The sequence below is a fragment of the Pseudomonas sp. KBW05 genome (genome assembly GCF_003852405.1).
GTDB lineage: Bacteria > Pseudomonadota > Gammaproteobacteria > Pseudomonadales > Pseudomonadaceae > Aquipseudomonas.
The window spans coordinates 183,730-203,906 of the sequence record NZ_QAJM01000009.1; the positions used below are offsets into that span (position 1 = coordinate 183,730).

A 20,177-nucleotide genomic window follows, 5' to 3' on the forward strand; every position below is an offset into this window, starting at 1 on the left:
AGGAGGTTTCCTACACTCCACACAGATACAGTACCGACTCAATTGGACACACAATTGCTAGGCTTTGGCGCACCGTCATACCGGACCATCGCTTATAACAAATAAGAATATAACTTTTGTTTTAACAACTAACGGTACGGGTTAGGGTAACCCCCTATTGAACCTGGATTGGAGAGCATCCCTTGCCTCTGCGTAGCACTTTCACCCGTTTCTTCCAGCTGGAAGCCGCCAGCGGCCTGTTGTTGATCGCCGCTGCCGCGCTGGCGCTGATCATCAACAATTCGCCGTTATCGCACCTCTACAGCGCCTTTCTCGACGTGCCGGTGGTGGCACAGATCGGTGCCCTGAAAATCGCCAAGCCCGCGCTGCTGTGGATCAACGATGGCCTGATGGCACTGTTCTTCCTGCTGATCGGCCTGGAGGTCAAGCGCGAGCTGATCGATGGGCACCTGTCCAAGCCCTCGCAAGTGGTACTGCCCGGTGCCGCGGCGATTGGCGGTATGGTCGTCCCCGCGCTGATCTACTGGGCGATCAACAAGGACTACCCCGCCGCACTCTCCGGCTGGGCGATCCCCATGGCCACGGACATTGCCTTCGCCCTTGGCGTCCTGGCCCTGCTGGGCAAGCGCGTGCCGGTGTCGCTGAAGCTGTTCCTGATGACCCTGGCGATCATTGATGACCTGGGCGCAATCATCGTGATTGCCGTGTTCTATTCCGCCGACCTTTCGGGGGCCGCATTGGCGGGCGCAGGTGCTTGCCTGGTTGCCTTGATCGCGATGAATCGCCTGGGCGTGATCAAGCTAGGACCGTACCTGATCATCGGGCTGATCCTGTGGGTCTGCGTACTGAAAAGCGGCGTGCATGCAACGTTGGCCGGCGTGACATTGGCGTTCTGCATCCCGATGCGCACCAAGAACGCCGAACCTTCGCCCCTGATGACCCTGGAACACGCCCTGCACCCGTGGGTGGCCTATGGCATCCTGCCGCTGTTTGCGTTCGCCAACGCCGGCGTCTCCCTGACCGGCGTCAGCCTGGAAAGCTTCACCCACCATGTGCCGATGGGCATTGCTGCCGGCCTGCTGATCGGCAAGACCGTCGGCGTGTTCGGCCTCACCTGGCTGGCCATCAAGACCGGCCTGGCCGCACTGCCCGAGGGCGCCAACTGGGGCCAGGTGTTTGGCGTGGCGATCCTGTGCGGGATCGGCTTTACCATGAGCCTGTTTGTCGGCTCTCTCGCGTTTGTGCCAGGCGCCAGCGAGTTTGCCGGGGAGGATCGAATGGGGATTCTGACCGGGTCGATTCTGGCGGCGTGTATTGGGTATGCAGTGACGGCGATGGCGAGTCGCAAGAAAGTGTCCCACTAAGGTCAATATGGCGAGGGAGCTTGCTCCCGCTGGGCCGCGAAGCGGCCCCAAAAGCCTTGGGAGCGCTTCGCACTCCAACGGGAGCAAGCTCCCTCGCCACAGGCAAACTTAGACATACTCGGCCCTCCGTGAGTTGGGCCTCACTTCCAGCGCACTTACCGGAACTTGTGGGCCTTCGGATACAGGTCATTGTTTCCTGTGAACAGGCAACTCCAGCCACTAACTGGGCTTGCAACAAAAAACCCCAACCGGTCACCCGGTTGGGGTTTTTATTTGCCGACTGTTTACTGCTTAGCGAGTAACCCGGCTAGTCCCATCAACAGTCATGATGCGCACACGGTCACCAATGCGGAAGATTTCATTCTCCTGCACGGCCTGCACGTAGGCACGCATGCTGCCGTCGTCTTCGCGTACGGTGATTTCCACGCCTTGGGTGCGGGTCAGGCCTTCTTCGGTGGCCGAGCCCAGCAGGCCACCGGCGACTGCGCCGATCACTGCGGTGACGATGCTGCCACGACCGCCGCCGATGGCGCTGCCGCCAACGCCGCCGATGACTGCGCCAGCAGCGCCGCCGATTGGGGTCTTGGTGCCTTCGATTTTCACCGGGCGCAGGGATTCGATGGTGCCCATGCGAACGCTCTGTACACGACGCGCTTCGTCACGGGAGTACGAGTCGCCGGTCAGACTCGAAGCACAGCCACCCAGCAGAAGTGACAGGGTGGTGAAGCAGGCAACTAGTAAAACGGACTTACGCATAGCATCAACTCCAAAGGACAGGTGGTCATTAGACGCTGCGGCTTGGCGCCTGTCACGGCAAGCACCGCAGAAAATAGCTTTCATTCAGCCTGAGTACAGACTGCTAGCACCACAAAACTCGACCAACGGTAGCCCAGCGTTTGTGCCAAGTGATGTCACGACTGTTTCATCATTGTAGCCGCACAGCCGCATGCGGCCGAAGTCTCTGCCATAGAGACGTCGGCGCAGCGGGAAACATTCAGGCGGGATGACGAAAGGCGCTGCTCAGGGTGCCAGGCGTTCGCGGGTCCAGTCGGCCCCTTGCAGGCGGTAGTTCAAGCGATCATGCAGGCGGCTGGCGCGGCCTTGCCAGAACTCGATGCGCTCAGGCAGCAGGCGATAACCACCCCAGTGCTCGGGGCAGTCGGGTTGGATATCGCTGAAACGCTGCTCGGTAGCCTTGAGCAAATCGTGCAGTTCTTCACGGTCACGAATGACCTTGCTCTGCGGTGAAGCCCAAGCGCCCAGACGACTGCCCAACGGGCGGACCTGGTAATAAGCATCCGACTCCTCAGGCGACACCTTGACCACCCGCCCCTCGATCCGCACCTGGCGCTCCAGGGTCGGCCAAAAGAACGTCATGGCCGCAAACGGCCGCGCGGCAAGCTGTTCGCCCTTGGCACTCTGATAGTTGGTGAAGAAGGTAAAGCCCTGTGCATCCAGGCCCTTGAGCAGCAGGATGCGACAGTGCGGGCGCCCCTCCTGGTCAACCGTGGCCAGGGTCATGGCATTGGCTTCTACCGGTGGCTGCTCGGTTTTCACCGCGTCGGCAAACCACTGGTGGAACAACGCAAACGGCTCGCCCGGGGCCTGGGCCTCGCTCAAACCGTCCCGGGTGTAGTCACGGCGCATATCGGCCAGTGCCTGGGTCATGCGGCTTTATCCTTCTACTTCAACAGGTCAGTTTTTTGCCTGGTCGTTAGCCGGTGCAGCAGCCTTGGCCTTGGCCGGAGCCGCTTTCTTCGCAGCAGGCTTGGCCGGGGCTTTTTTGGCAGCTGGCTTGGCAGCGGCTTTTTTGGCGGCAGGCGCTTTTTTCGCCGGGGCTTTGGCAGCAGGTGCTGGCGCAGGAACGTCCTGTACGGCCACCATTTCAGCCACGGGCGGGGTCTTGCCCGAGTTGTACTTGCTCAGCAAGGCCAACATAGTTGTACGCTGAGTGAACATAATTTCCATGCGACGGTTCAGCGCACGGCCCTGGGTGCTGTCGTTGGCAGCACGTGGCATAAGGTCACCCATGCCACGCAGCATCAGGCGATCCTGCTTCAAGCCGCTGAGGCTGAAGATCGAGGCGATCGACTGCGCACGCTCCTTGCTCAAGGCCTGGCTCGCTGGCGCGGTGCCGGTGGCATCGACGTGGCCCAGGACCAAAACGGCGGTCTTCGGGTCGGCTTCAACGGCCTTGGCAACGCGAGTGAACGGGCCCAGGGTGACCGGCAGCAGCATCGCCGGGCGTTTCGGGTTGTAGGAGCCGTCTACCGGGGCGATCACGACGAGTACGTTGTCACGACGTTCCAGTTGCAGGTTGCTGTCCTTGATGGCAGCGCGCAGGCGCGGCTCATAGTCGTCCAGCCAGGCCTGGGTGATTTTTGGGTCTGGCATCGGGATGTTGGTCACATCGACTTTGGCCAAGGGTTTTGGCTTGCTTTCGAACGGCCACCACCAGTGAGTTTCGCTGTCGGTCTTGGCCACGGCTGGCGTGGTGGCTGGGGCTGGAGTGGCAGCCTTGAGGTCGGCTTTCAGGTCAGCAGCCTTGGCATCGGCGGCGGCTTTGGCATCCGGCTTGGCGGCAACCTGAGTCGCGGCGTCCTTGGCGGCGGTTTTATCAGACCCAAATGACCCAAATGACCACCAATGTCCGCCATCGGCATCATTTTGTGGAGTTTGTGCGCAGCCAGTAATAGTGAGGCAAAGCGCCAGTGCCAAGGACTTGTTCGATAACATGAGATATCCACAAAATGAGAAAAATGCCAAGGGTCTGGATGACCCGTTAAACAGACGCCAGGACAAGAATAAAGTTACAACTTTTCCGTCAGCCTCTTCTTATAGTTGCCTTTGTAACAAAAAAACGTGAAACAGCAAGGGGTTTACAGACAACCGGCCAATATTCTGACCAACTTCTGTGCACGCGGGTCCATAAGTACATAAGGCCCCAATGTATTAGTCACGAAACCAAACGCAACATCATGCTCAGGGTCGGCAAACCCCACCGAACCGCCCGCGCCCGGATGCCCGAAAGCACGCGGGCCAAGGCCGAAGGTGGCATTGGGCAGTTGTGGCTGATCCAACATGCAACCCAAGCCGAAACGGGTTTGTGTCAGCAATGTTTTATCCAGCCCGATACTGTGTTCGCGGGTCAATTCTTCAAGCATGTCGCTTTCGAGCAAACTACCGTCCAGCAAACCACTATAAAAACCCGCCAGGCTGCGCGCATTACCGTGACCATTTGCGGCGGGTTGCTGCATGCGTCGCCATTCAGGTTTATTAGTGCTGGTCAGAATAGACGGTGGATTGGCAAATGCCCGCGTTGTCATCGCATTCGGCTCGCGCATCATTACTTGCAATAAGCGTTGCGCGGCTTCATCGCCCATGTTGCCTTTGCTGCGCGCTATATGGGCAACACGATAAAACTCGTCATCCGCCAGGCCGACATGGAAGTCCAACCCCAATGGCCGCGCAACCCGCGCCACGATGGACTCCCCCGGACCGCGCCCGTCGGCACGCCGCAGCAGCTCACCGACCAACCAGCCATAGGTGATCGCCTCGTAGCCATGGCCCTGGCCTGGCGTCCACCACGGAGCCTCGGCCGCCAGGGTGTCTACCATCAATTGCCAGTCGTACAGGGCTTCGGTGGGCAGCATCTGGCGAATCGCCGGCAAGCCCGCCTGATGGCAGAGCAACTGGCGCAGGGTGATGGTTTCTTTGCCCGCCGCCGCAAACTCCGGCCAGTAATCGGCCACGGGGGCGTCCAGTTTCAGCTTGCCCTCGGCCACCAATTGCAGGGCGGTGACAGCGGTAAAGGTCTTGGTGCAGGAGAACAGGTTGACGATGGTATCGCTGTGCCAGGCCTCGGCACCGTCCTTGTCGGCGGTGCCGGCCCACAGGTCAACCACGGTTTCGCCGCCAACCTGGATACAGAGCCCGGCGCCACGCTCCTGGGGGTCATCGAACAAGGCGGCGAAGGCTTCACGTACCGCTTCGAACTGGAGCTCGTAATGACCCTGAATCTGCACCTAAGCCCCCTCGGAAAACGCCGTAAAAAGTGGCCGACATTGTTCCAGTCATTATAGGTTTTGTGAACCCGTCAACGCTGAATCAGTGACCATTTCCCGCGTGCCCACCCGCATGCCCGGCGCCTTTGCCGGCGCTTGCGCCATTACCACTTTGATGTTCACGGACCGCGCTGGCCGCCTTGGCTTTTTCCGCCTCCTTGCCCAACTGATCGACGGCCGCCAGGTTGCTCTTGCGCACATTCTCGACAAAGCCCTGGAACGGCACATCGGTGATGCCCACCAAACCGAAATGGCCGTTCTCAGCGTCCAGCAGGCGGCCGGTCACCGGCTGATCCAGGTACTGGAACCAATGCACGCCGACAATCGACGGCTCGGCCATGGCCTGCTTGAGGAAGTTGGCGTACGCCGTGCCGCGCTCCTCTTCCCTGGCCACTTGCGTCACACCGCCCCAGAACGGGCCACGATCTGCGGAGCCAAAGTTGAATTCGGTGATCAGCACCGGCTTGTCCAGCGCACGCAAGGCCGCGAAGTCATAACCGTCCTGGGGTTTGAGCGTGTACATGTTGAAACTCAGCACATCGCAATACTGCGCGCAGGCGGCCACCGCTTCCGGGGTGCTCACCGCGTAACGGCCGCCCAGCAGCAACTGGTTGGGCGCGTGCCATTTCAGCGAGTCAGAGATGGTCTTGAAGTAGGCGTCGGCAAAGGTCTTCTGGAAATACTTGAAGTCGGCCTCGATTTCCGGGTGCTCGGCATTCGGCATCGGTGGCTCGAAGCCCGGATCTTCCATCAGCTCCCAGCCCGCCAAATGGATGCCCCAGGCTTTCGACAGGCCTTCCTCGTTGCGGTACTTGTCGCGCAATTGCTTGAGGAACGCGCGCTTGGCCGGCACGTCGGTGGTCATGCGCAAGGTGCCGTAGGCCAACGCGTAACGGGACTTCGCATCGTCGCCGGGACCGGCCCAGGCCAGTTCGTTGTCGGCAAAGAAGCCGATCAACCACGGGTCATCGCGGTGATCACGGGCGGCGATGGCCACGGCACGTTCGGTAGCCATGGCGAAACGCGGATCAAACGGATCGGGCATGCCGCCCCACCAGTCGGTGCCGGTGCTGATGCTGGCGTAGTCGCCGACAATCGACAGCGGCAAGGTGTAGGGCACGCGGTCGGCGCGGGCCAGGTCTTCGTCGCTCCAGTTGCCCAAGGTGTTGAAACCCCAGGCCTGCAGGCGGTCGAGTGTATGGCTGGCCCAACGCTCCTGGTCAAAACCTTCGCCACCGTAGGTGCGTTGCAGGTTGGCGCCGTAGAAATCGTACCAACGTCCGGCGCCAAAGCTGCGCCCTTCGCCGGCGCCATTGCCGGTGCGGTTATCGCCGCTGCCGTAATACTTGTCGAGCGGTTCACCGGCTTTGGGCAGCGCCGCGAACATCCATTCACGGCCGGAGACGTAGGTCTGGCTGTTATCCGGGGCCACGGTATTGACGCCCAGGGAGTAAAACGGATGGCCTTCTGGCGTCACCAGGTACCAGCGGCCGTCACGCTTCTCGGTGCGGAAAAACCCGCTGGCGTCAAACGCCGGGCCTTTGTTCCAACCACCAAACTTGTCCAGCGCGGATTTATCCCGCGTGGCCAGCCAACCTTGCAGCTGCTGCTGTTCCTTGGCCGCCGCGGCCTTGAGTTGTTCATCGCTGCTGACCTTTTCCGGCCAGCGCGCACGGGTGGATTGACCGTAGGCGTCCACCAGTTCGCTGTAGGCGGCCTTGATCACTGGCTCGCTGTCCTGCACACCAAAGCGTTCCAGCAGGATGCTCTGCGCGGCGTTGGGCTTTTGCATCGACAAGGTCACCGATGCCACTTGGCTACGGTCGATCTCGCCAAAGCTGCCGGCCAGCAAGACGCGTTGGCCGTCCACGGTAATCGGCATCGGCGGGCCGGCCTTCATGCCCTGGCTCAGCGGCGAGTTGGCTTGCAGCGGCACCAGCAACGTCTGGGCCGGACCGGCCGGCAGGTCGATGCGACTGCGCAAGGTCTTGCCGTCGGCGCTCTGCACCGTGACGTAGAGGGTCAGCGCCCAGTCCATGGCACTTTGGATGCGCAGGCTCATGGCGCTGGACTGCGACCAGTCCCAGGTGCCGGTCTGCGGGCTGAGCACCAGGCTCGGCTCGGCGGCCGGGTTGAAGGTGATGCGGCGCAACACTTCGCCTTCCGGGGTTTGTTCGGCGTTGTATTGCGGCAGGCTGGCGTCCTGGGTCGCCACCTTGACCACATCGGCCGGCCGGACGAAGTTGAACAGTGTCTGTTGCCCGGTAGGCGCGGCCAGCAAAGGCGCGGCGAACAGTAGGGCAAATAGAGCGGGCAGCGTGCGAATCATACGAACAAGGTTCTCCCAGACGGCCGGTGAATGGCCTGATGAAATACAATGAGATAGACCACGAAGTGGGCGAAACCGCCCACGGTGGCTTAAGAAATTTCGCGCCTGAACGGCGGCAAGGCATTCAGGATAGCCTTGCCATAGCGCTGGGTGACCAGGCGGCGGTCGAGCAAGGTGATGGTGCCCCGGTCTTCTTCGGTGCGCAGCAAGCGACCGCAGGCCTGGACCAGCTTCAGGGAAGCGTCCGGCACCGAGATTTCCATGAACGGGTTGCCACCACGCGCTTCGATCCACTCGGCCAGTGCCGCCTCGACCGGATCATCCGGCACCGAGAACGGGATCTTCGCGATCACCACGTGTTCGCAGTAGGCGCCGGGCAAATCCACGCCCTCGGCAAAACTCGCGAGGCCGAACAGCACGCTGGAATCACCGCCATCCACCCGCGCCTTGTGCTTGTTCAGGGTTTCCTGCTTGGACAGGTTGCCCTGGATAAACACCTGCTTGCGCCAATCGCGGTCGAGGCCGTCGAATACGTCCTGCATCTGTTTGCGTGATGAGAACAACACCAGGGTGCCACGCGAACCTTCGACCAACTCCGGCAAGTCACGGATGATCGCGGCAGTGTGCGCGGCCGCGTCCCGTGGGTCGGCCTTGAGGTCCGGCACCCGCAGCACGCCGGCGTCGGCGTGATGAAAGGGGCTTGGCACCACGGCAGTGACGGCCTTTTTTGGCAGACCGGCGCGCATGCGGAAACGGTCGAACGTGCCCAGGGCAGTCAGCGTGGCGGAGGTCACCAGGCAGCCGTAAGCCACGTTCCACAGGTTGCGCCGCAGCATTTCTGCGGCAAGGATGGGGCTTGCGTTGACCTCGATATCAAACAGCGCGCCACTTTCCGACAGGGTCAGCCAGCGCGCCATCGGCGGGTTGTCTTCCGGGTCTTCGACGGTGAAGGCGGTCCACAACTCCCAGTTGCCTTGGGCACGGGACAGCAGGCTGCCGAACAGCGGGTACCATTCTTCGGCCTGGTTGCTGGCGATGCCGATGTTGACCTCGCCGTCCATGCCTTCCTTGAGCAGATCAGTGAGACGGGTAAACAGGTCGGTCAGGCGCGAAAAGCCCTTCTTCAACTCGATACCCATTTCGCGCATGTGCTCGGGGATCATGCCGCCAACAAAACGGTGACGTGGCCGCTCGCGGCCTTCCACGTCTTCGCCCGGTTTGAAGTCGGCGACCTGTTCGCAGGCGCTGAACATGAACTGCTGCTGGGTCTTGATCTCCCGCGCCAGCTCCGGCACTTGCTCGATGAGCTTGCCGAGGTCGCCGGGCAGCGGGTGCTGGGCCAACAACTTGGTGAGGTTCTTCGCGGTGGTTTCCAGCCAGTCAGCGGTGGAGCGCAGGCGTGTGTAGTGGGCGAAGTGGCCGATGGCCTTGTCGGGCAGGTGGTGACCTTCGTCGAACACATACAGCGTGTCACGCGGGTCCGGCAGCACGGCACCGCCACCCAGGGCGAGGTCGGCCAGCACCATGTCGTGGTTGGTGACGATCACATCGACCTTGCCCATACCTTCACGGGCCTTGTAGAAGGCGCACTGGCCGAAGTTGGGGCAGTGACGGTTGGTGCACTGGCTGTGATCGGTGGTCAGGCGCGCCCAGTCGGAATCTTCCAGGGCATTGGGCCAGCTGTCGCGGTCGCCGTCCCATTTATTGCCGGCCAGCTTCTCGATCATGCTGGTAAACAGCTTCTGGCTGACCTCATCCACCTCGATCTTGAAGCCTTCTTCTTCGAACAACGAAGCCGTGGCGGTTTGCGCGTGGCCTTCCTGCAACAGCACGTCGAGCTTGGACAGGCACAGGTAACGGCCACGGCCCTTGGCCAGGGCGAAGGTGAAATTCAGGCCGCTGTTGCGCATCAGGTCGGGCAGGTCTTTGTAGACGATCTGCTCTTGCAGGGCGACGGTTGCGGTGGCGATCACCAGGCGTTTGCCGGCGGCCTTGGCCGTAGGGATCGCCGCCAGGCTGTAGGCCACGGTTTTACCGGTACCGGTGCCGGCTTCGACGGCCACGACCGCAGGGTCGCCACTGCGCCGACCTTCGTCGTCGGTGTCGATATCGCCGAGGACCTTCGCCACTTCGGCGATCATCAGGCGTTGGCCGTAGCGCGGTTTCAAGCTCTTGGCTTCGAGAAAACGCGAATAGGCGCCCTGGATCGTGGTTTTGAGTTCAGTGCTGATCATGGATAGTCGGGCGCAAAAAACGCTGGATAAATTTTCAGTGGTTCGGATCGGCCGCTATCATACCCCGCTAATTAATCCCGCGCAGAACGGAGTACCTCAATGACCGCGTTTAGCCTCGCTTACACCCTGCATGTATTGGCCGCCCTGATCTGGGTCGGCGGCATGTTTTTCGCCTGGATGATCCTGCGCCCCGCCGCTGTGGCGGCACTTGAGGGCCCTGCCCGGCTGACGCTGTGGGCGAATGTGTTTCAACGTTTTTTCGTGTGGGTGTGGGTCGCGGTGGCGATTTTGCCGATCAGCGGCATTGGTCTGCTGCAACTGCGCTTCAGCGGGTTTGAGACCGCGCCGCGTTATGTGCAGGTGATGATGGGGTTGTATCTGGTGATGACGGCGTTGTTTATCCGTATCCAGGCGTTGAAGTTCCCGGAGTTGCGCGCGGCGGTGGCGGCGCAGGATTGGCCGACTGGTGCGGCGGTGTTGGGGCAGATTCGGCGGTTGGTAGGGGTTAATCTGCTGGTGGGGTTGGTGGTGGTGGCGATTGCTTCGGCTCGGCCGATGTTTTAAGGCTGTTCTTTAGGGCCTCTTCGCGGGCAAGCCCGCTCCCACATTCGACCGCATTCTCATGTTGGAACTCGGTCAAGTGTGGGAGCGGGCTTGCTCGCGAAGACGTCAGCCCAAACGACTCACAGCCGCTGAATGGTCACCGCCCCCGCAGGCCCCACCGGCCCCGGCTGCCCTTCCAACCCCGGACGGCCCTTCTCGCCGCCATCGGCCTGATACACCAGGCAACCCTTGGACTGGCCACCCTTGCCCGGTTTACCGGCTGTGCCAGCCAAACCACCCGCACCACCTTCAACCCAGACCTTGATCTGCTCCGCCGGGTAGTCCTTCGGCAACTCGACCCGCACCAGCGCACCCGCGCCGCCGGGCAAGCCGTCGCCACCGTTATCGCCATTGGCACCACGCCCCGCCGAACCCCAGGTGCAACCCGGGTCTACGCCGTTGGCACCGTCCAGGCCGGCATAACCTTTGGCGCCGGCGCCTCCACGGGCGTCCACCGACAGCTCGTCGGCCACCAGCGAATTGATGCGCAAGGTCAGGTCGCGCCCGGCCTTGGCCGGTTTTTCATGGGTGCCGGGGGCGCCGCGCGAGGTGATCTGGCTGCCATGGTCCAATTGCGCATGGCGCACCTGCAATTGCAGCGCGGTATTGCCGGGAACGATGGTGATGCGCGCTTCGCGGCCCAGGTGCAGTTCATCCACCGTGACCTGGCTGATGCTGGCCGGAATCAGCAAGGTGCCGTAGTCCGCCACGTCCAGGCGCTCTAGTTGCAACACGCTGGTGCTACTGGGCAGGCGCATCAGCGAGTTGGTTTCAACACTGACGCTCTGGGCCAGGGCAATGGGGCTGACCAGCAGGGCCAACAGTAAAACCTTACGCATCTTGGAGCTCCCCTTGAGTGTGTTTCAACGTTGTTTCTAGTTTTTCTTTGGACGCACAGTAACGACTTCTACCGGCGATTTGCCAGTGAAGGTTCAAAAAAGTTGGGAAGCAGGAGGTTTCGGTAAAAGTCGCCAGCAATGCCCCTGTGGATCCCACAGGGGCAAGGGCTGTCAGCGGTTGATCTGGATTTCCACGCGGCGGTTCAAGGCACGGCCTTCAGCGGTTTTGTTGTCGGCGACCGGATGGCTTTCGCCAGCGCCCGTGACCGAGACAAAACTGCTGCGCGGGATACCGGAACCGATGAGGTATTCGGTGACCGAGTGCGCACGTTTTTCCGAGAGTTTCTGGTTGTAGGCGTCTTTGCCGACGCTATCGGTGTGGCCGCTGACCCGCAGTTGGGCGGTTGGCGCTTCTTGTTTCAGGCGAGTGGCGATGGTGTCGAGCTTGGTTTTATCCGCCGCCGTCAACTTGGCCGAGTCGAACTCAAAGTGCACATCACGAATCACGATGGTTTCTTCCTTGACCACCACCACTTCCTCGACCACCGCGACCGGCACCGGTGGGCAACCGTTGGCATCCACCGGCACGCCTTTCGGTGTGCCTGGGCACTTGTCGCGGCTGTCCGGCACGCCATCGCCGTCTTCGTCGCCATCACCATGCACCCAGCAATAGGCGCCTGCCATGCCGCCGATCAACAACGCACCGGCGCCTGCATAGGCCGAGCTTTCGGTGGCGCCGATCGCCGCACCGGTCACACCGCCGAGGGCGGCGCAGGTGGGCCAATCGGTTTTTTGCAAACCTGCGCAACCTGTCAGTACTCCGGTTAGCAGAATCAAGGGTAGAGCTGTCCGCATGATGCTCATCTGATTTCTCCTGAGGGGATCGGCGGGGGCCGATGGGTGGAGTAAAGACCGCTCTTTTCATCTGCGCCAGTTGGCGACACCCCCGGTTTTATTGAGGATCGCCATCAACGGCTGGCTTTTCGCAATCGCCCGCTCTAGGCCCGCACGCTCAGCCGCGCTAGTCTCTAGGGTCCTGATGTGAGGATCTCTGATGACCGCTGGTATTTCTGCCCGTACACCCCAGCAAGCCCTGGCCGCCTTGCTCGACCTGCACCAGCCCAAACGCCTGCTGCTGCTGGGGGCCAGCCAGTTCCCGGCGCTGGAGGCGTTTGCGGCCGAACACCCGGACACCCACGTGTCCATCGCCCCGCCCGGCCCCTTGCCGGCCGAGTTGGCTGCGCAGCGTTTTGACCTGGCGCTGGTGGTCGATTGCCTGGAACACCTGTCAAAAGCGCAAGGCCTGACCTTGCTCGGCGGCATTCGCAACCTCAATGCCAGCCGCATCGCGGTGCTGGTGGACCTGGGTGCGTGCGAGTGGAAGGACACCGACTTCTTCTCCCTGGCCTTGCAGGCCGGCGAGCGGTTCCAGCGCGATGAGCAGGTTCTGACGCTGTTTACCTACGATCTGCTTGACTATAAACAGGTACCGGACTGGCTCAACGCACGGTTCTGGGCCAACCCGCAAAATTTCGGAAAGTATTGGTGGTAACCCAATGAGTACATCCATTTGCCCCTGCGGCAGTGGCAACCTGCTGGATGCCTGCTGCGGTCATTATCACGCCGGCCACCCGGCACCGTGCGCCAGCGCGTTGATGCGCTCGCGCTACAGCGCCTACGTGTTGGGCCTGGTGGACTATCTGGTGGCCACCACCTTGCCCGCGCAACAGTCCGGCCTGGACCGCGATGCCATCGGTGCCTGGAGCGCCCAAAGCACCTGGCTGGGCCTGGAAGTGGAAAGCTCCGAGGTGTTCGGCGGCCAGCCGGAACACGCCTTTGTGACCTTTACCGCACGCTGGCATGACAGCACTGGCGAACATAGCCACCGCGAACAGTCTTCTTTCGTACAGAATGACGGGCACTGGTACTTCATCGACCCCACCGTGGAGGTGAAGGCCGGGCGCAACGATGCCTGCCTGTGTGGCAGCGGGCAAAAATTCAAGAAGTGTTGTTCCAGCTATCTCTAACCCACACAGGACAAACGCCATGCTTCGGATCTGCAGCTTGATGCTGGCGTTGACTCTCGGTTTGACCGGCTGCGCGTCGTGGTTCGAAGATGACTCGCCACCGCCCCACGTGTCCCTGGTCAAAGTCGAGGTGGTGCGGGCCAAGTTGCTGGAGCAGAAATTCAAGCTGTATTTTCGCGTGGACAACCGCGACGACGCCGACCTGACGGTGCGCGGCCTGATCTACAAAGTGACGCTGGATGACTTTGTGCTGACCGAGGGCGAGTCCAACGAGTGGCTCACCGTACCGCCGCGCGGGCATGCCTTCTTCAAGGTCTCGGTGCGTACCAACCTGTGGCCGCAGATCCGCGATGTGGTGCAGATGCTGAAAAACCCGGACAAGCCAGTGCCCTATCGCCTCGACGGCGAGCTGAAAACCGGATTATTCATCGGTTATGACGTGCAGGTCGCCCACAATGGCGAGATAATCCCCGGCGATTTTATTCCGGAGCGACATCAATGACTCAACAACCCCATGTCCATGGTCCTGACTGCAACCACGATCACGATCACCATGATCACGACCACGGCCATGTCCACGGCCCGAACTGCGGCCACGCTCACCAGGAGCCGGTGCGCAATGCCTTGAAGGACGTGGGTCGCAACGATCCTTGCCCGTGCGGCAGTGCGAAGAAGTTCAAGAAGTGCCACGGGGCGTAAGCCACACTGAAGAGCCAACTGAATGAGTGGGCTTGTGTGGGAGCGGGCTTGCTCGCGAAGGCGGTATGTCAGATAAAGATTTACTGATTGACCCACCGCTTTCGCGAGCAAGCCCGCTCCCACATTGGACTGCATTTCACATCAGGTTTTGCGTTGAAACAATAGCTCCACCTCAAGCCCGCCACCCTCCCGATTCCTCAAACTCAACCGCCCCTCATGCGCCCTGGCGATGGTGTGAGCAATGCTCAGCCCCAAGCCATACCCACCCGTTTCGGCATTACGTGACCCTTCCACCCGATAAAACGGTTCCATCACCTGCTCCAGCTGCTCCTGGGGAATCCCCGGCCCGCGGTCGCTGATGACGATCTTCAAGCTGTCTGCCTGGTCTTCGACCCGTACCACCACTTCACTGCCATAACGCACCGCGTTTTCCAGCAGGTTCTGCACGCACCGTTTAAGGCTACGCGCATACCCCGGCAACGGCTGCTTCGCCCGGCCTTCGATGCGCACGCTTTGCCCCACGTCTTCCAGATCCGCCTGCAAGCTTTGCAGCAGCGCATTGATGTCGATGTTTTGCCGCGCCTCGTTGATTTCGCCGCTGCTGACAAAATCCAGGGTGCTGGCCACCATGTGCTCCATTTCCTCGAGGTCGCTGCGAAAACGCTCCTTGGTGCGGTTGTCGTCGAGCATCTCGGTGCGCAGGCGCAAGCGTGTGATCGGTGAACGAAGGTCGTGGGAAATCGCCGCGAGAAAACGCGTGCGCTCGGCAATGTTGGCGATCAGCCGTTGCTGCATCGCATTAAACGCCTGGGCGGCGCGGCGCACTTCGGTGGGGCCATCCAACGACAGTGGCGGGCGCTGGATGTCCCGGCCAAGGGCTTCGGCGGCCTTGGCCAAGGCGTTGAGCGGGCGAATGGCCAGGCGCACGGCCACCAGGGCGATCACCACCAGCACCAACACGCGCAGCAGGTAGATGCGCATCACATAATCGAACAACAGGTCCAGCGGCGAGGTGCTGGTCCAGCCCTGCTCTTCGCGGGCGTCCACTTGCAACCAACGCCCGTCGGGCAGGCGCAGGTCGATGAGGAACTGCCCGACTACCGGCTTGGACTCCAGCAAGGTCCACAGCCCGGCGTTTTGCCCCGCGCCGTCCACCAGCGACAGGTGGAGCAGGATCAGGGTTTGCGCGTAACCGGTTTTTTCCGAGAGCACTTTCTTGATCAGCCGCTCAGTCGGCCGGTCGCTGTCGGTGAGGCTGCTAGGCGTATTGCTCGCCTGGTCGCTCAAGGTCAGACGAAAATTCGGCGCATCCAGCAGCTTGATCAGCAGATCGGCCTGCTGTGGATCGCTGTGCACCAGGCGTACCACATCGGCCAGCCGGGTGGCGATCAACCGCGCGGGGATCTCCAGCACCTGGCCATGGCGCCGGTCGTACCAGATGCTGCTGGTCAGGGCCTGGGCCGCGAGCATGCCGCTGACCAGAATCAGCACCAGCCGCCCAAACAGCGAACGCGGCAGCAGTCTCACGAGGCCGGCACCACGTCATCGGCAGTGAGCATGTAGCCCTCGTTGCGTACGGTCTTGATCAGCCCAGCCGGCAGTTGCGAGCGCAGGCGGCTGACACACACGTCGATGGAGCGATCGAACGGCGTGCTGTCCTTGTCGAACACATGGTTGAGCAAAAAATCGCGGCTGAGGGGTCGGTTCGGGTGCTGCAAGAGCAGGCGCAACACGCGGTAATCCGAATTGCCCAGGCTGACCACCACACCCTCCGGCGAGAGCAATTGCCGCGCTCGGGTGTCGAGCTGCCAGCCGGCGAAACGGATGCTCGGTGCTTCATCCAGCCGCGCCCGGTCGGGAAAACTCTGCACCCGGCGCAACACCACCTTGATCCGCACCAGCAGTTCACGTGGGTCGAACGGCTTGGGCAGGTAGTCATCGGCGCCGATTTCCAGGCCGACGATGCGGTCGATCAACGACCCCTTGGCGGTGAGCATCACCACCGGCGTGTTGGAACTCACGCGCAGCTCGCGGCACAGGCTCAGGCCGTCTTCACCGGGCAGCATCAGGTCGAGGACGATCAGGTCAATGACGTTCAACTCCAGACGCCGGCGCATCTCTTTGCCGTCGGCGGCGGTGGACACCTGAAAGCCCGCGTCGCTCAGGTAGTCGCAAAGCAACTGGCGGATTTGCGGGTCGTCATCAACGATCAGGAGGTGGTCTTGCTTGGCCATGGGCAGTCGATCCGAAAAACTATAAAACGCAGCAAATAGCCGAAAGTTCAGGCTACGGCGTACGCAAATGTAATGGAATGTTGTGGGAAACGATAATCAAGCATCAGCGATACAAACCCGGGGCAATGCAGGCGGAATCGCTCTTTAGACTACCGAACCTAAATGAGAGTAATTGTAATTTAGACTCGGAAGTAGCCCATGTCATCGCCCACACCGCTCCGCAACCCGCTGCACACCACCCTGGCACCGATGTTCGGTTTTCTCGCGGCCGGCAGCGTGGCCCCGACGGCCTGGGCGGATGCACCCACCGCCAGCACCCAGGATTCAGTGCTGAGCCTGCCGGAAATCCAGGTCGATGGAGAAGCCACGTCCACCTTCAAGGTCGACCGGGTGACCTCGGCGAAAATCAGCCAACCCCTGCTGGACGCGCCGCAAAGCGTGACCATCGTGCCGCAACAGGTACTCAAGGAACAGAACGCACAAACGTTGCAGGAAGTGTTGCGCAACGTACCGGGCATCACCTTTATGTCCGGCGAAGGCAACCTGGGCTGGGGCGATCTGTTTTCGATCCGTGGCTTTTCCTCCGAACAAAGCCTGACCGTTGACGGCGTGCGTGACGCCGGCATGTCCACGCGCACCGACACCTTCAACCTGCAACAGGCCGAAGTGTTCAAGGGCACCGGTTCCATCGAGTCCGGGGTGTCCGCCGTGGGCGGCAGCGTCAACCTGGTGAGCAAGGAAGCGCACCTGGGCGACGCCAACCGCGTGTCCGCTGGCATCGGCACCGATGCCTACCGGCGCCTCACCGCCGACGTCAATAAACAGCTGAACGACACCACCGCCGTACGCGTCAACCTGATGAAGCACTACAACCAAGTGTCCGAACGCGACGACGTGGACTACGACCGCTGGGGCATCGCCACCTCGTTCGGCTTCGGCCTGGGCACCGACACACGCTTTTTCATCGACACCTTCTACCAGAAAGACACCAATACCCCGGACGGCGGCGTGCCCATCCAGCGTGGTACAAACGGCGACCGCATGCCCGGGGTAAAACGCTCCAACTGGTACGGCGATTCCAGCCTCTACACCCAAGAGAACAAAACCACCTCGCTGACCGCCCGCTTCGAACACGACTTCGCCTGGAACGACGCCAACCTGCGCAACCAGACGCGCTGGGAGCGCAGCGACAACTTCGCGGTGCTTTCCCCGGCGCGCTTCTTCGCCGCCAACGCCTCAGGCGGAAAAACCTGCACCGGCACCCGCTGTGCGACCTTGGGCTACACCGGTGTAGGCCCGATCAGCCAAGTGCCGGGCAGTACGGTCAATGCCTACACCGACTACGTGAACAACAGCAACACGTCCTACGGCATCCTGCGCGGCAGCGACTTCGGTTTGTCCAAGCGCTACACCATCCTCGATAACCAGACCGACTTCAGCTTCAAGTTCAACACCGGCAGCCTGCAACACGCGGTGGTCTCGGGCCTGGAGTTCTACCACGAGACCTACGGCGGCCTGAAACGCAACGCCGAAGTGCCGGCCGGCGACATGCTCTTCGACATGAGCAACCCCAGCCATAGCTTCGCCAGCACCTACGTGACCAAAGGCGTCGGCGAGCCGCGCTCGGTGATCGACAACGCCGGCGTCTACCTGGGCGACACCGTCACCCTCAACGACCAATGGCAAGTGTTGGGCTCGCTGCGCTACGACAAGTGGCAAGCCGAAACCCGCCAGCGCGGCCAAGCCACCACCAGTAGCAGCGACGGTGCGGTCAGCGGTCGCGTCGGCGCGGTGTTCAAGCCGTTGCCCAACGGCAGCATCTACGTGTCCTACAGCGAGGCGGCACAACCGTCGGCACTGGGCGCGTCCACCAACAACCAGATCTACGGCGCGGCCAGCACCAGCAACTACAGCCCGGCCAAATCCAAGACCTATGAACTGGGCACCAAGTGGGACATTGCCCACGACATGCTCAACGTCACGGCGGCGATCTTCCGCACCGAGCTGGAAAACTCGTGGGAATACCAGGACGGCGAATCCGCCCCGGTGCGCGCCCTGCCCGCCAAGCGCGTGGACGGCATCGAGTTGGGCCTGCAAGGCAATATCACCCCGCGCTGGACCGCCTACAGCGGTTTCTCGGCACTCAAGAGCGTGCAGACCAAAGGCATCAACAAAGGCGCCGAAGCCAAGAACGTGCCCGACCTGACCGCCAACCTGTGGACCACCTACGCCGTCACCGACGCGCTGAGCCTGAGCTACGGCGAGCAATACGTGGGCCGGCGCCGCTACACCGACAACAAATACGTCGGCGGTTTGAACAACAACAGCAGCTACGCCAGCGGCGCCTCCGGGGTGTACGCGATCTATACGCGCGACCACGAAAAAGCCCCCGGTTACTGGCTGAGCAACGTGGCGGCGCAATACAAGGTGAACAAGGACACCACGGTCAACCTCAACCTCAACAACGTGTTTAACAAGTTCTATTACAGCCAGGTCGGCGCGTCCCTCGATGGCTTCCAGCTCTACGGCATTCCGGGCGCCGGGCGCACCCTCACCGCCAGTGTTGATTATGAGTTCTAAATCCCCCTTTCCAGGAGCCCTTGCCATGCGCAAACCCCGTCAACTGCTCAAGCTCGGCGTACTGTGCGCCGCGCTGGTCCTCGGCCACGCCGAAACTGCGGCCGCCCAACAAGTCACCGATGTGCTGGGGCGCAAGGTCGACGTCAGCGATCACGTCAAGCGCGTGGTGCTGGGTGAAGGCCGGCTGATTTCGGCGTTCGCCCTGCTCGACAAGGACGCGCCATTCCAACGCATCGTCGGCTGGCAGAACGATTTGAAGCTGCTGGACCAGCACACTTACAACGCCTACGTGGCGAAATTTCCGACGGTGAAAGACATCCCGCTGATCGGCCAGGCGTCGGAACAAAGCGTCAGCGCCGAGGAGATTCTCTCGCTCAAACCGGACCTGGCGGTGTTCAGCATCTCCGGGCACGGCCCTACCGAGCACAGCGCGGTGGCTGACGTACTGGCCAAGGCCGGCATCCCGGTGGTGTTTGTCGATTTTCGCGTCAACCCGGTGCAAGGCACCCACACCAGCATGACCGCGCTGGGCCAGGCCCTGGGCCGTGAAGCCCAGGCCAAGGCGTTCCTCGATTTCTATGACGCGCATATCAAAACCATCACCGACGCCATCGCCACCCTACCCGCCGGGCCACGTCCAAGCGTGTTCCTCGAACTGCTGGCCGGCGCCTGGCAAGCGCCGGGGCACACCACCGGCAAGAGCGGCATGGGGGAAGTGATCAAGCTGGTGGGCGGGCGCAATATCGCCGCCGATGTGGTGCCGGGGGCGTTGGGGGATATCAGCGTCGAGTACGCGCTGAAGGCAGACCCGGATGTGTATGTCGCCACCGGCAATCACAAACCGGGGCTGGTCCTCGGCGCAGGTGTGAGCAGCGACGAAGCACGCGAGGCGTTTGATCGCGTATTGGCGCGGCCAGAGTTCGCCAACCTTCGTGCGATCCGCGAGGGCAATTCCCACGGCCTGTGGCATGACTTCTATAACTCGCCGTATAACGTGCTGGCGATTGAGGCGTTGGCCAAGTGGGTGCATCCGCAGTTGTTCGCCAAGCTGGATCCGCAGGTGACGATGGAGCAGATCAACCAACAGTTCCTGGGAATGCCGTTGCAGGGCGCCTACTGGATCGACACCAAAACCAAGTAACACACAGATAAATGTGGGAGCGGGCTTGCTCGCGAATGCGGTGGATCAGTCAAATAATAAGTG

18 protein-coding genes are annotated in these 20,177 nt (G+C 61.6%); 8 read left to right on the forward strand and 10 right to left on the reverse strand.

Annotated elements, in window-relative coordinates; all coding sequences use genetic code 11:
- The first annotated feature begins 182 nt into the window (after positions 1 to 182).
- The gene (gene nhaA / locus DBR46_RS09575; protein ID WP_124525986.1) at positions 183 to 1,364 is read left to right on the forward strand and encodes a Na+/H+ antiporter NhaA; all 1,182 of its coding nucleotides are present in this window, start codon (positions 183 to 185) and stop codon (positions 1,362 to 1,364) included.
- 291 nt (positions 1,365 to 1,655) lie between these two features.
- Here nhaA and DBR46_RS09580 read toward each other — a convergent pair whose 3' ends face one another.
- The 6 genes from DBR46_RS09580 to dinG all read right to left on the reverse strand — a co-directional run bounded on the left by DBR46_RS09580 (position 1,656) and on the right by dinG (position 9,991).
- Complete coding sequence (locus DBR46_RS09580) at positions 1,656 to 2,120, reverse strand: glycine zipper 2TM domain-containing protein (protein WP_026136695.1); 465 nt, start codon at positions 2,118 to 2,120, stop codon at positions 1,656 to 1,658.
- Between the two features lie 264 nt (positions 2,121 to 2,384).
- Positions 2,385 to 3,032 (reverse strand): pyridoxamine 5'-phosphate oxidase, encoded by a 648-nt coding sequence (gene pdxH, locus DBR46_RS09585; protein WP_124525987.1) that lies wholly within the window; start codon positions 3,030 to 3,032, stop codon positions 2,385 to 2,387.
- A gap of 27 nt (positions 3,033 to 3,059) precedes the next feature.
- The gene (locus tag DBR46_RS09590; protein WP_124525988.1) at positions 3,060 to 4,100 is read right to left on the reverse strand and encodes an OmpA family protein; all 1,041 of its coding nucleotides are present in this window, start codon (positions 4,098 to 4,100) and stop codon (positions 3,060 to 3,062) included.
- 143 nt (positions 4,101 to 4,243) lie between these two features.
- Positions 4,244 to 5,389 (reverse strand): serine hydrolase domain-containing protein, encoded by a 1,146-nt coding sequence (locus tag DBR46_RS09595; protein ID WP_124525989.1) that lies wholly within the window; start codon positions 5,387 to 5,389, stop codon positions 4,244 to 4,246.
- 82 nt (positions 5,390 to 5,471) lie between these two features.
- On the reverse strand, positions 5,472 to 7,757 hold the full coding sequence (locus DBR46_RS09600; protein ID WP_124525990.1) for a beta-galactosidase: 2,286 nt from the start codon (positions 7,755 to 7,757) through the stop codon (positions 5,472 to 5,474).
- Between the two features lie 89 nt (positions 7,758 to 7,846).
- Positions 7,847 to 9,991 carry an ATP-dependent DNA helicase DinG gene (gene dinG / locus DBR46_RS09605; RefSeq protein ID WP_124525991.1) on the reverse strand — a complete coding sequence of 715 codons (2,145 nt, stop codon included), beginning with the start codon at positions 9,989 to 9,991 and terminating at the stop codon, positions 7,847 to 7,849.
- A gap of 99 nt (positions 9,992 to 10,090) precedes the next feature.
- Between dinG and DBR46_RS09610 the strand changes: the two genes are divergently transcribed.
- Entirely contained in the window at positions 10,091 to 10,555 is a 465-nt protein-coding gene (locus tag DBR46_RS09610) for a CopD family protein (RefSeq protein WP_124525992.1), read from the forward strand.
- Positions 10,556 to 10,674: 119 nt separating this feature from the next.
- Here DBR46_RS09610 and DBR46_RS09615 read toward each other — a convergent pair whose 3' ends face one another.
- Both DBR46_RS09615 and DBR46_RS09620 read right to left on the reverse strand, forming a co-directional pair.
- Positions 10,675 to 11,433 (reverse strand): collagen-like protein, encoded by a 759-nt coding sequence (locus tag DBR46_RS09615; protein ID WP_124525993.1) that lies wholly within the window; start codon positions 11,431 to 11,433, stop codon positions 10,675 to 10,677.
- A 171-nt stretch (positions 11,434 to 11,604) separates the two neighbouring features.
- Positions 11,605 to 12,297 carry an OmpA family protein gene (locus tag DBR46_RS09620; protein ID WP_124525994.1) on the reverse strand — a complete coding sequence of 231 codons (693 nt, stop codon included), beginning with the start codon at positions 12,295 to 12,297 and terminating at the stop codon, positions 11,605 to 11,607.
- Between the two features lie 190 nt (positions 12,298 to 12,487).
- Here DBR46_RS09620 and DBR46_RS09625 point away from each other — a divergent pair, with 190 nt between their 5' ends.
- Genes DBR46_RS09625 through DBR46_RS09640 form a run of 4 tightly spaced genes read left to right on the forward strand, consistent with a single transcriptional unit; the run spans position 12,488 to position 14,159 of the window.
- Positions 12,488 to 12,985 (forward strand): DUF6231 family protein, encoded by a 498-nt coding sequence (locus tag DBR46_RS09625; protein WP_124525995.1) that lies wholly within the window; start codon positions 12,488 to 12,490, stop codon positions 12,983 to 12,985.
- 4 nt (positions 12,986 to 12,989) lie between these two features.
- Positions 12,990 to 13,460 carry a YchJ family protein gene (locus tag DBR46_RS09630; RefSeq protein WP_124525996.1) on the forward strand — a complete coding sequence of 157 codons (471 nt, stop codon included), beginning with the start codon at positions 12,990 to 12,992 and terminating at the stop codon, positions 13,458 to 13,460.
- A gap of 19 nt (positions 13,461 to 13,479) precedes the next feature.
- On the forward strand, positions 13,480 to 13,962 hold the full coding sequence (locus DBR46_RS09635) for an LEA type 2 family protein (protein WP_124525997.1): 483 nt from the start codon (positions 13,480 to 13,482) through the stop codon (positions 13,960 to 13,962).
- Complete coding sequence (locus DBR46_RS09640) at positions 13,959 to 14,159, forward strand: SEC-C metal-binding domain-containing protein (protein ID WP_026136698.1); 201 nt, start codon at positions 13,959 to 13,961, stop codon at positions 14,157 to 14,159. Before DBR46_RS09635 ends, DBR46_RS09640 begins: the two co-directional genes overlap by 4 nt.
- 141 nt (positions 14,160 to 14,300) lie before the next feature.
- On the opposite strand, the gene DBR46_RS09645 is transcribed toward DBR46_RS09640, so the two are convergent.
- Both DBR46_RS09645 and DBR46_RS09650 read right to left on the reverse strand, forming a co-directional pair.
- Positions 14,301 to 15,686 (reverse strand): ATP-binding protein, encoded by a 1,386-nt coding sequence (locus DBR46_RS09645; protein ID WP_124525998.1) that lies wholly within the window; start codon positions 15,684 to 15,686, stop codon positions 14,301 to 14,303.
- On the reverse strand, positions 15,683 to 16,393 hold the full coding sequence (locus tag DBR46_RS09650; RefSeq protein WP_124525999.1) for a response regulator: 711 nt from the start codon (positions 16,391 to 16,393) through the stop codon (positions 15,683 to 15,685). Before DBR46_RS09650 ends, DBR46_RS09645 begins: the two co-directional genes overlap by 4 nt.
- Positions 16,394 to 16,591: 198 nt before the next feature.
- Between DBR46_RS09650 and DBR46_RS09655 the strand changes: the two genes are divergently transcribed.
- Positions 16,592 to 18,973 (forward strand): TonB-dependent siderophore receptor, encoded by a 2,382-nt coding sequence (locus DBR46_RS09655; protein ID WP_124526000.1) that lies wholly within the window; start codon positions 16,592 to 16,594, stop codon positions 18,971 to 18,973.
- Between the two features lie 25 nt (positions 18,974 to 18,998).
- Positions 18,999 to 20,114, forward strand: coding sequence for an ABC transporter substrate-binding protein (locus tag DBR46_RS09660; protein WP_124526001.1), 1,116 nt, complete (start codon positions 18,999 to 19,001; stop codon positions 20,112 to 20,114).
- The last annotated feature ends 63 nt before the right edge of the window (positions 20,115 to 20,177 follow it).

Coding starts and splice junctions, on each gene's coding strand:
- DBR46_RS09600 (WP_124525990.1), bottom strand. CDS start 7,757: ATGATTCGCACGCTGCCCGCTCTATTTGCCCTACTGTTCGCCGCGCCT.
- DBR46_RS09610 (WP_124525992.1), top strand. CDS start 10,091: ATGACCGCGTTTAGCCTCGCTTACACCCTGCATGTATTGGCCGCCCTG.
- DBR46_RS09620 (WP_124525994.1), bottom strand. CDS start 12,297: ATGAGCATCATGCGGACAGCTCTACCCTTGATTCTGCTAACCGGAGTA.
- DBR46_RS09615 (WP_124525993.1), bottom strand. CDS start 11,433: ATGCGTAAGGTTTTACTGTTGGCCCTGCTGGTCAGCCCCATTGCCCTG.
- dinG (WP_124525991.1), bottom strand. CDS start 9,991: ATGATCAGCACTGAACTCAAAACCACGATCCAGGGCGCCTATTCGCGT.
- DBR46_RS09640 (WP_026136698.1), top strand. CDS start 13,959: ATGACTCAACAACCCCATGTCCATGGTCCTGACTGCAACCACGATCAC.
- DBR46_RS09590 (WP_124525988.1), bottom strand. CDS start 4,100: ATGTTATCGAACAAGTCCTTGGCACTGGCGCTTTGCCTCACTATTACT.
- DBR46_RS09630 (WP_124525996.1), top strand. CDS start 12,990: ATGAGTACATCCATTTGCCCCTGCGGCAGTGGCAACCTGCTGGATGCC.
- DBR46_RS09580 (WP_026136695.1), bottom strand. CDS start 2,120: ATGCGTAAGTCCGTTTTACTAGTTGCCTGCTTCACCACCCTGTCACTT.
- pdxH (WP_124525987.1), bottom strand. CDS start 3,032: ATGACCCAGGCACTGGCCGATATGCGCCGTGACTACACCCGGGACGGT.
- DBR46_RS09650 (WP_124525999.1), bottom strand. CDS start 16,393: ATGGCCAAGCAAGACCACCTCCTGATCGTTGATGACGACCCGCAAATC.
- DBR46_RS09660 (WP_124526001.1), top strand. CDS start 18,999: ATGCGCAAACCCCGTCAACTGCTCAAGCTCGGCGTACTGTGCGCCGCG.
- DBR46_RS09625 (WP_124525995.1), top strand. CDS start 12,488: ATGACCGCTGGTATTTCTGCCCGTACACCCCAGCAAGCCCTGGCCGCC.
- DBR46_RS09655 (WP_124526000.1), top strand. CDS start 16,592: ATGTCATCGCCCACACCGCTCCGCAACCCGCTGCACACCACCCTGGCA.
- DBR46_RS09635 (WP_124525997.1), top strand. CDS start 13,480: ATGCTTCGGATCTGCAGCTTGATGCTGGCGTTGACTCTCGGTTTGACC.